The following is a 9535-nucleotide window of genomic DNA, read 5'->3' on the forward strand; positions in this document are numbered from 1 at the left end:
TACTTGTTTTTCGCAAGTTATTTAAGGTAATGCAAAGGAAATGCATGTAAAATGAAATTAACTTGATGAGAGATCCGGATAAGCACAGATGAAGCGGAAAATATGCACTGAGGCAGCTGGAGTACAGAATGTAAAATTATAACAATATTAACAAAAATAGGAGAATGAGACCATGAATTTACCAGAAAAAGCAAACCTTGAGAAAATCTATGGAGAGAACAGTGCCTGCGCAGCTCGTTTCCAGAATCTAGCAGACAACTTTGCCAGAATCTACAAACATGACCATGCAGATTTCTTTACTTCCCCTGGAAGAACAGAAATCATCGGAAACCATGTTGACCACAACGGCGGCAAGGTAATCGCAGGAAGTATCAATCTGGATACCATCGGCGCAGCTGCACCGAATGGAACCAACGTGATCCACATTACAAGTGAAGGCTACAGAGATGAGATCGTAGTTGATCTTGACAAGATCAACAGAGCCAACTATCCGAAAGGAACCTTTGCCCTGGTTGCCGGTATGATGGAAGGTGCGAAGAAGAATGGCTTTCAGACAGCTGGTTTTGATGCCTATGTAAGCACCAACGTGATCGCAGCAGCAGGAGTAAGTTCCTCTGCATCCTTTGAAATGCTGATCTGCGTAATCATCGATTACTTCTTTAACGACAGCAAGATGACTTACACAGACTATGCAAAGATTGGTCAGTACGCAGAGAACGTATACTGGGATAAAGCTTCCGGAATGATGGATCAGATGGCATGTGCAGTTGGTGGTCCGGTTCTCTTCGACTTTGCAGACAGAAATGATCTGAAATACAGCAAGCTGGACTTCTCCTATGGAAAATTTGGTCACAAACTGGTAATTGTAAACACCGGAAAAGGCCATGCAGATCTCAGCCAGGAATACTCTGAGATTCCAGGTGAGATGAAAGCAGCAGCCAAGGTACTTGGTGCAGAGCTTCTTCATGAGACTACTCTTGAAAATCTGCTTGCACATGTAAACGAGATTCAGGACGACAGAGCAATTCTCCGTTCCATTCACTTCTTTGAAGAGACTTCCCGTGTAGAACGGGCAGCAGAGGCAATTGGTAAGGCAGATTACGAGGAATTTTTGAAGCTGATGGATGAATCCGGAAGATCGTCCTGGGAACTGCTTCAGAACTGCTACTGCATGAAAGACTGCCACGAGCAGAAGATCCCGTTGGTTCTTGCTCTTACCCAGCTGTTCCTGAACAAGATCGGCGGCGGTATCTGCCGAGTACATGGCGGCGGATTTGCCGGTGTTATTGCAGCTGTTGTACCGGAAAATGAGATGGAGAATTATGTAGAATACATTTCCCAGTATGTTGGCAGAGAGAACGTTTATCCAATGGATATCCGCGCAATTGGAGCTGTTCACATTGGATAATGACAATATTCTGAGTTATCTGAACTAAAGGTGACCTTTTTCGCAGCAGCTTTTCGCTATGACAGCCAGTTTAGAACTTTTACAGTCTTTTTGTGTTACCGTATTTGCGTAATATATACATAAAGAATCTGGACATATTTCCTTCTGACGTGCTATATTGAGTCTATCACAGAATTTTCGGAAATAAAGGAAAATACGAAAGAAGGAGAATCAGATGGAAAGATTGATTTTTCATGTTGATGTGAACAGCGCTTTTCTTTCCTGGGAGGCAGCGAGCAGAGTAAAGGCAGGTGAGCCGGATCTGCGGGAAATTCCGTCTGCAGTAGGCGGTGATCCCAGGACGCGTACCGGAATCATAGTTGCGAAATCCATTCCTGCCAAGAAATACGGAGTACAGACTGGTGAGCCCGTGGCAATGGCACTTCGAAAATGCCCGAATCTGGTAGTGGTCCCTAGTGATTTTCGCCTTTACACGAAGAATTCCCAGGCATTTAAAGCAATTTGTAAATCGTATGCTCCTGCAATGGAATCCTTTTCTATTGATGAGGTATTTCTGGACATGACCGGAACTTCCCTGATCTACCCAGATCCCGTAGCCACAGCTTGTGAGATAAAGGACAAAATTTATCAGGAGCTTGGATTTACAGTAAATGTGGGAATTTCCACCAATAAGCTGCTGGCGAAAATGGCCTCGGACTTCGAGAAGCCAAATAAAGTGCACACCCTTTTCCCGGAAGAAATTCCGGCAAAAATGTGGCCTCTTCCCATTAGAGATCTGTTATTTCTGGGAAAAGCTTCGGAAAAGAAGTTGGTTGATTTCGGAATCCGCACCATTGGGGAACTGGCTCGGGAAAGTGAGTCCACTATTCAGGCACTTCTGGGAGAAAAGACCGGGCATCAGCTCTTCCAGTACGCCAGAGGCATTGACAATTCTCCGGTTTTGGAAGTGCCGGAGGAGAGTAAAGGCTTTAGCGTGGAGAAGACTTTCAATGATGATATTATATCTATGGAGCAGATTCAGCCTATTTTATTGGAACAATGCGATGTGGTAGCCACCAGAATGAGGCGGAAAGGAAAGAAGTGTACCTGTATTTCTGTCACCTTCCGCACTCTGGATTTTAAGAATCGTTCCCATCAGATGAAGCTTGGAAGTGCTACGGATGTAACCGATGAAGTCTACGCAAATGCCAGAAAACTGTTCGCAGAGTTCTGGAAGGGGCAGCCATTACGTCTAATCGGTGTGGCACTTACCGGGCTTACTGAGGACGGATTCGAACAGATGTCCCTGTTTGAGGACTGTACGAAAAAGGAACAGCGCCAGAAGCTGGATGCAGTGATGGATGCCATCCGCATGAAATTTGGAAACGACAAGATCACCAGGGCCAGCATTATGAACAGCAATGCAGGAATCGGGCGAAAAGCCAAGGCGCAGATGGAAAACGAAGAAAATGAAAAAGAATTCTAAAAGAAATAGAAAAGAGAACATTGTCATTTCCTTTGCAGGGAAATGCAATGTTCTTTTTTTGCACAGGAAACACTGTTTTGTTCCTTATGTGAAAAAATGTAAAAAACCACTTGACGAAAATACAATTCCAGTGTACTATACAGCTATGACAGTGATACAGAAAGAGAGGTAACCATGGAATATAATTCATCGCTGCCAATTTATCTCCAGGCAGCAAATTCTATAAAGCAGGATATTGTAACAGGCAAGCTGTCTCCTGGTGCGAGGCTTCCATCTGTGCGGGATCTGGCGGTAGAATATACCATTAATCCCAATACAGTCAGCCGCGTATATAAAGAATTGGAGATGGAAGGCGTCTGCTTTACCAGACGCGGGATGGGAACCTTCGTGACAGAAGATCCGGAAAGAGTGCAGCAGCTGAAGGAAGAGATGGCAGGAGCCCTGATCCGGGAATTTCTGGAAGGAATGGAGCAGCTTGGCTTTTCCAGAGCCCAGGCAATCGGACTTCTGGAGAAAGAACAGTCGGAATGACGAGGAGTGTATAAAAATGATCTTAGAGAGCAGAGAAGTAACGAAGAAATACGGCAGTAAGACTGCTGTGAATCAGGTATCTTTACAATTGGAGCCAGGCCTTGTATACGCCATGCTTGGCCCCAATGGAAGCGGCAAGACCACCTGGATGAAAATGGTAGCAGGACTTGTAAAGCCTACCAACGGTGAGATCCTTTATCAGGGAACTCCCATTGGAAAAGAGAGTAAAAAAGAAATTGCTTATATGTCCACGGAGCCTTATTTCTACAACTGGATGACAGTTTCAGATGTGGGAAAATATTATGAGGACTTTTTCGAAGATTTTTCCATGGAGAAATACAGACAGATGATTTCCCGAATGGAGCTTACAGAGGACATGAAAGCGAAGAAACTGTCCTCTGGTATGATGGCCAAGCTGAAAATTGCAGTTACCATGGCAAGGGAGGCCAGGCTGTACTTGCTTGACGAACCGTTGAACGGCATTGACCTTCTTGCAAGAGACCAGATCATGAAGAGCATTCTGGAAGCCATAGATCCAGATGTGACACTGGTAGTTTCCAGTCATCTCGTAGACGAACTGGAACGTGTAGCAGATGCAGCCATTTTTATGAAAGATGGTATTTTGGCAAATCAGTGCATGGTAGAGGAGCTTCGGATCAATCAACACAAATCCGTAGTGGATCTGTACCGTGAAATCTATGGACATGGAGGAGAAGAAGTATGTTAAAGTTGATGAAATATGAGCTTCGGAAAACCGCATTTTCCAAACTTGTTCTGTTGGTGATCACTGCAGTGGCAGAAATTGCTTTTTTAATAGGTGTATTTTGGAAAAAGGATAATATTCTGGCAATGGGAATTATTTTCCTGGTCATGTGTACAATATTTGGTGTTATCTACATTGGTATAGAGAGTGTAAATGTTCTCCATCGTGACCTGAATACCAAACAGAGTTATATGTTATTTCTCACGCCAAAGAGCAGCTATCAGATTCTGGGAGCCAAGATCCTGGAAAATGGAATTTCCATTATCATGGCAGGCGCATTTTTTGCAGCGCTGGCAGCTCTTGACGTGACAGTGGCAACTCTTTACATTGGTGGTCTGAAAGAGATGATCAATTTGGTAAGTTCCTTTATGGAATTAAACTGGTCCGTGACTTTTACTCCTACAGAAGCAGCTTTCTATTTCTTTGGTCTTCTGGCTAGCTGGATCGTCTTCATTGTGAATGCTGACCTGTCCGTGATTTTATCCGCCAGTGTCCTTGCAGGCAAAAAAGGCAGCGGCATCGCCGGCTTCCTTATCTTCCTGGTAATATCTTCTGTTATTGGGAAGCTGCTGGATCTCATTCCGGTTCTGAAAAGTATGGAACTTACTTTTGTCCTGTATATTGCAGCATCATTTGCCATTGCGGCAGTGCTGTATGTAATCAGCGGCTGGATCATGGAGAAGAAACTGAGCGTATAATAGAAAACGCAGGATCAGAAGGTTAGAGCGTCAAAAAAGATCTATTTCAAAACAGGGCATTACCTGCTTCTCGTTGAGGAGTAAGTAATACCCTGTATTTTTTTACTTAATCAGGCGTTTTTTGAATTAGTACTGACCACTCTGGCCGCTCTGTCCTGCGGACATGGATCTTTCCTGCGCCTCGATCATCTTTTTCACCATATATCCACCTACACTACCATTCTGTTTGGAAGTAAGGTTTCCGTTGTATCCGTCTGTAAGCGGCACACCCAGCTCATTTGCAACCTCAAATTTGAAACGATTTAATGCGCCCTTTGCTTCTGGTACAGCTGCTTTGTTAGAAGAAGTATTGTTTGACATAATCATTTTCCTCCTTGGTTAATTGTTGTTTTGTTTGATGTTACATTGCTAGTATGTACTCTGAAAATGAAAATACACTGGGAATAAATGGGGTGATCAAAAAAAGACAACAAAAAATAAATATGCCGGACAGCAAAATGTTTTAACTTGACGCTACATTCTCAGTGTAGAAATTCTTATATTGGGAGCATATCTTATTACAGGAACAAAAAATTGCATACACAAAAATAGAGATAGGAAGCGAGACTTCGTACTTATAATATGAAATCTCCCTATCCTGAAGAATTTAACAGGCAGGCCATTGGACTTACTGCCAGCTTGCATTTTGCACCGACCCAGAAAGCAGCGGATGCACTGCTGAAAGAGGGTAAGGATCCAGAGCAGATTTTTGTCACAGGAAATACAGGAATTGATGCTTTGCACTATACGGTGCGAAATGATTTTTATCACCCGGAAACAGAATGGGCAAAAGGCAGCAGACTGATTGCTGTGACAGCACACAGAAGGGAAAATCTGGGAGAACCCATGCGTGATATGTTCCGGGCTATACGCAGGATCGTGGAGGAATTTACAGATGTGAAGGTTATTTATCCTGTACATTTGAATCCGCAGGTCAGAAAAATCGCAGATGAGGAATTCGGTGGATGTGATAGAATACACCTGATCGAACCACTGGATGTGGTAGAATTTCATAACCTGATGAAAGCCAGTTATCTGATCATGACTGATAGTGGCGGAATTCAGGAAGAAGCTCCGGCATTGGGAAAACCTGTGCTGGTCATGCGAGATACAACAGAACGTCCGGAAGGTGTGGAAGCAGGAACCTTAAAGCTTGCAGGCACGAAAATGGAGGATATTTACAGAGAATGCAGGCAGCTTCTTACAGAACCTGAAATTTACAGAAGGATGAGTGAGGCCAGAAATCCTTATGGTGATGGGACTGCATGTATCAAAATCAGAAAAATCCTGGAGAATATAGATGCATGAGCATAAACACAATCAATGCAGAAGAAAAGTAAAACATCGAAAGAACGTGATGAAACTTATTATATTTTGCATAACTGTGGGAATTTCACTTATGTTCATTTATTATCAGAACCTGAGAAAAGAAATAGATGCCCGGCAGAAATGGCTGGAAACAGTCTTGACCGGAGAAAAAAAGTGGATTCTTGAAAATCAGGGGCCTGAGGGTGAATTTTACATGAATGGAAGTAAAGCCGGAGATGTTAATCCATACTTTGCATATATGGCTGCACTGGGGCTTCTGGCAGAAACAAAGAACTGCCCCATTACTGAAACAGAGAAAAAAGCTGTTGGCAGGTATCTGGACTGGCATACCGGGATTTTGCTGGAAACAGATGGAAAAATGGGAATCTACAGGAAAAAGAGTGGGAAACTTATTTATAAAGAAAGGGCTGATTCCGAAGACGGGTATCTTGGTATGTATCTTTTTCTTATGGGAAAATATCTGGAAAAGACAGAAAGTACAGACCTGCCGGAATACTGGAAAAAGGGAATCAGCCTTGCATTAAAAAAGATTCAAAGCCTGATGCAGGATGGAATTACACAGGTCTCAGAAGAAAATACAACAGTTTATCTGATGGATAATCTGGAAGTATGGAAAGGCCTGTACGAATTAGAACATGCAGGACTAAAGGATGTGCAGGCAATCCGTGAAATGCGTAATAAGCTACAGGCACAGATAGAAAAGCTATTCTGGGATGATGCAAATCAAAGATGGAGAATTATTGAAAACAGTGATCTGTATCACCAGAAAGAATTTTATCCGGATGGAGTTGCTCAGATTTATCCGCTGATTTATGAATTTCCGGTAAAAGAGAAGAAAAAGCAAAAGATATTATATGAGCAGTTTACAGAAAGGTTTCAGTGGCAGAAGCTGACTAAAAAAAGAAATGGCTTTTTGTGGGCAATGACAGGAATGGCTGCTGCGCAGATGGGGGATATCAATAACCTTTTGGAAATGATAAGAAATTATGAAGCAGAATACTGTGAGAACCGAAAATATCCGCTATACACAGGCGAAGCAGGATGGATTTGTATGGAATGTGAGAAATTGTATAGTTTATATGAAAAAAATAAAAACAGGATTTTTGGTTTGACCGGGCTTCCGGCTTTTTGTAAATTGCTGCAGAATATTAAATATGTACTCTTTAGACAATGACTTCAATTGTCCAGAAAAAAATCAAAGCATTGTTGAAAAAATTCTATTGTTACATGATTACGTAAATGATATACTTAAGTACAAGAAAACCGTGTGAAATTACAGCTTGCTTTTTGCACGGTTTCCTTTAAATTAGATAGTTAGTTTTGTCTAACATGATAAAAATATGACAAATTATAGAATAATAGATATTAGGGAATATAATCAACAAGCTATAGAATAAATACTATATCGCTGAAGATAATTACTTTTGCCAATAAATTTTTTCGAGCATATATGAAAGGAAATTTTATGCTAATAAATATTTTTGAAGGTATACTGATTCCATTTGTTGGAACAACGCTAGGTGCAGCATGCGTGTTTTTTATGAGAAAAACACTTAGCAAGTCAGTGCAACGTGCACTTGCAGGGGTTGCAGCAGGTATAATGGTTGCTGCTTCAATCTGGAGTCTTCTGATTCCGGCAATTAAACAATCTGAGAATATGGGAACTTTATCGTTTGTTCCGGCAGTTGTTGGGTTCTGGATGGGTATATTGTTTTTACTCGCACTTAATCATTTGATTCCGCATCTTCATGTTGGAAGTGATCAGGCAGAGGGACCGAAAAGCAAACTTGGCCGTACTACGATGATGGTGTTGGCAGTTACATTGCATAACATCCCTGAAGGTATGGCAGTTGGTGTAATGTATGCAGGATTTCTTGCTGAAAATGCACAGATTACAGCAACAAGTGCACTTGCTTTATCACTTGGAATTGCTATCCAGAATTTTCCGGAAGGAGCGATTATATCCATGCCGCTTAGGGCAGAGGGTGAAAGTAAAAGAAAGGCATTTCTGGGAGGTGTACTTTCAGGAGTGGTTGAACCGATTGGAGCAGTAATGACGATTCTTGCTGCACAGCTGGTAATCCCGGCATTACCATATTTACTGAGCTTTGCAGCAGGGGCCATGTTGTATGTCGTGGTTGAAGAACTAATCCCGGAAATGTCTCAGGGACAGCACTCGAATATTGGTACGCTTTTCTTTGCACTTGGATTTAGTTTGATGATGATCCTGGATGTGGCACTGGGGTAAGAGGAATGTTTCTTATGAGAATATTGATTTATGGTGCGGGTGTGATTGGATCCTTGTATGCGACTTTATTTGCAGATGACGGTTATGAATGGCTATGAGGCAACGAAAGCAATCCGCAGAAGTTCCCATGAACTGGAAAAGACGATCCCTATTATTGCCATGACTGCTAATGCATTTAAATATTTTTTTAAATACCCTTTAGGAATAGAAATAAACCTAAAGGGTATTTTCCTCTTAAGCGACATACAAGGGAGAGTTTGGTAGTTTCTATCTTAAGAGGGAAGCTTCCTGGTTGCAGTAAATACATCTATATTTTCCACTGGAGGACAATTTGAAGATGTGCTCGCAGTTTGCTTCCGTACTGGTAATGCAGCGGGGATTTTTGCATTTGATTACATTTTTTAAAGTTCTTGGCGGAACAGGATGATATTTTTTTACCACCTTTCCATCACGAATTACGATCAAAGTGACTCCATCGTTTAAATAACCAAGGACTTCAAGACGCTCAGGCTCTGTAAGCCCCTCTATTTTAATCAGATCTTTACAGCCGTATTTTTCACTTCTTACGGACTGCAGTAGGGCAATGGACTGCTTCTGGGAGTCCAGTTCCAATAACTTGTAAATATCCATTCCTTTTCCAGCCGGGATATGGTCGATCACAATTCCATTTTGGATAGATTCAATCTTTAACATTACAGCACCGTCCTTCCTGTCAGCGGATCCGGGATTTCAAGCAGCGCCATAATAAGTGCCATACGGATATATTTTCCGTTTTGTACCTGGTCAAAATAAGCGGCTCTTGGATCCTGATCCACATCTGAGGCAATCTCATCCACCCTTGGAAGAGGATGGAGAACCGGCATATCCGGCTGTGCCAGATTCAGCTTCTCGCGGTTTAAAATATAGGTATCCTTTAACCGGACATAATCTTCTTCGTTAAAGAAACGCTCTTTCTGAACCCTTGTCATATAGAGTATGTCCAGTTTGGGAAGTGTTTCCTCCAGGCTGGTAACCTCTTTGTAAAAAGAATGGTTAGGCTTTAAGGTCTCTTCAA

General features: G+C 42.1%; 9 protein-coding genes and 2 pseudogenes. 8 read left to right on the forward strand and 3 right to left on the reverse strand.

Annotation, left to right across the window (positions count from 1 at the left end):
* Positions 1–172 precede the first annotated feature (172 nt).
* From ACESTK_RS13585 to ACESTK_RS13605, 5 genes are all read left to right on the forward strand, one after another.
* Complete coding sequence (locus ACESTK_RS13585; RefSeq protein ID WP_118584215.1) at positions 173–1408, forward strand: galactokinase family protein; 1236 nt, start codon at positions 173–175, stop codon at positions 1406–1408.
* Between the two features lie 214 nt (positions 1409–1622).
* Positions 1623–2873, forward strand: coding sequence for a DNA polymerase IV (locus ACESTK_RS13590; protein ID WP_373119993.1), 1251 nt, complete (start codon positions 1623–1625; stop codon positions 2871–2873).
* 174 nt (positions 2874–3047) lie between these two features.
* Positions 3048–3404 carry a GntR family transcriptional regulator gene (locus ACESTK_RS13595; protein WP_187565662.1) on the forward strand — a complete coding sequence of 119 codons (357 nt, stop codon included), beginning with the start codon at positions 3048–3050 and terminating at the stop codon, positions 3402–3404.
* 16 nt (positions 3405–3420) lie between these two features.
* Complete coding sequence (locus ACESTK_RS13600; RefSeq protein WP_118584213.1) at positions 3421–4131, forward strand: ABC transporter ATP-binding protein; 711 nt, start codon at positions 3421–3423, stop codon at positions 4129–4131.
* Positions 4125–4865, forward strand: a complete 741-nt coding sequence (locus ACESTK_RS13605) for a hypothetical protein (protein WP_187565661.1) — start codon at positions 4125–4127, stop codon at positions 4863–4865. The genes ACESTK_RS13600 and ACESTK_RS13605 overlap by 7 nt, the downstream gene beginning before the upstream one ends.
* A gap of 126 nt (positions 4866–4991) precedes the next feature.
* Here the strand turns inward: ACESTK_RS13605 and ACESTK_RS13610 are convergent, their stop codons facing one another.
* The gene (locus tag ACESTK_RS13610) at positions 4992–5225 is read right to left on the reverse strand and encodes an alpha/beta-type small acid-soluble spore protein (protein ID WP_118584211.1); all 234 of its coding nucleotides are present in this window, start codon (positions 5223–5225) and stop codon (positions 4992–4994) included.
* A gap of 249 nt (positions 5226–5474) precedes the next feature.
* Between ACESTK_RS13610 and wecB the strand changes: the two are divergent.
* The 3 genes and pseudogenes from wecB to ACESTK_RS13625 form a co-directional block, all read left to right on the forward strand.
* Positions 5475–6212, forward strand: a pseudogene (wecB, locus tag ACESTK_RS13615) (non-hydrolyzing UDP-N-acetylglucosamine 2-epimerase); the annotation flags it as partial.
* A gap of 91 nt (positions 6213–6303) precedes the next feature.
* Positions 6304–7407, forward strand: a complete 1104-nt coding sequence (locus ACESTK_RS13620) for a hypothetical protein (protein ID WP_373119994.1) — start codon at positions 6304–6306, stop codon at positions 7405–7407.
* 291 nt (positions 7408–7698) lie between these two features.
* Complete coding sequence (locus ACESTK_RS13625) at positions 7699–8481, forward strand: ZIP family metal transporter (RefSeq protein WP_173770888.1); 783 nt, start codon at positions 7699–7701, stop codon at positions 8479–8481.
* 267 nt (positions 8482–8748) lie between these two features.
* On the opposite strand, the gene ACESTK_RS13630 is transcribed toward ACESTK_RS13625, so the two are convergent.
* Positions 8749–9174: an aspartate carbamoyltransferase regulatory subunit gene (locus tag ACESTK_RS13630; protein WP_148462559.1), complete on the reverse strand. Its 426-nt coding sequence runs from the start codon at positions 9172–9174 to the stop codon at positions 8749–8751.
* A pseudogene (locus ACESTK_RS13635) lies at positions 9174–9535 on the reverse strand (aspartate carbamoyltransferase); the annotation flags it as partial. The gene ACESTK_RS13630 and the pseudogene ACESTK_RS13635, both read right to left, overlap by 1 nt.

The sequence above is a fragment of the Ruminococcus sp. Marseille-P328 genome (genome assembly GCF_964249465.1).
Classification (GTDB): Bacteria; Bacillota; Clostridia; order Lachnospirales; family Lachnospiraceae; genus Blautia_A; species Blautia_A faecis.

Bases quoted from the DNA above. Each gene is read 5' to 3' on its own strand.
- ACESTK_RS13630 (WP_148462559.1), bottom strand. From the start codon at position 9,174: ATGTTAAAGATTGAATCTATCCAAAATGGAATTGTGATCGACCATATC.
- ACESTK_RS13605 (WP_187565661.1), top strand. From the start codon at position 4,125: ATGTTAAAGTTGATGAAATATGAGCTTCGGAAAACCGCATTTTCCAAA.
- ACESTK_RS13590 (WP_373119993.1), top strand. From the start codon at position 1,623: ATGGAAAGATTGATTTTTCATGTTGATGTGAACAGCGCTTTTCTTTCC.
- ACESTK_RS13600 (WP_118584213.1), top strand. From the start codon at position 3,421: ATGATCTTAGAGAGCAGAGAAGTAACGAAGAAATACGGCAGTAAGACT.
- ACESTK_RS13625 (WP_173770888.1), top strand. From the start codon at position 7,699: ATGCTAATAAATATTTTTGAAGGTATACTGATTCCATTTGTTGGAACA.
- ACESTK_RS13610 (WP_118584211.1), bottom strand. From the start codon at position 5,225: ATGTCAAACAATACTTCTTCTAACAAAGCAGCTGTACCAGAAGCAAAG.
- ACESTK_RS13595 (WP_187565662.1), top strand. From the start codon at position 3,048: ATGGAATATAATTCATCGCTGCCAATTTATCTCCAGGCAGCAAATTCT.
- ACESTK_RS13620 (WP_373119994.1), top strand. From the start codon at position 6,304: ATGTTCATTTATTATCAGAACCTGAGAAAAGAAATAGATGCCCGGCAG.
- ACESTK_RS13585 (WP_118584215.1), top strand. From the start codon at position 173: ATGAATTTACCAGAAAAAGCAAACCTTGAGAAAATCTATGGAGAGAAC.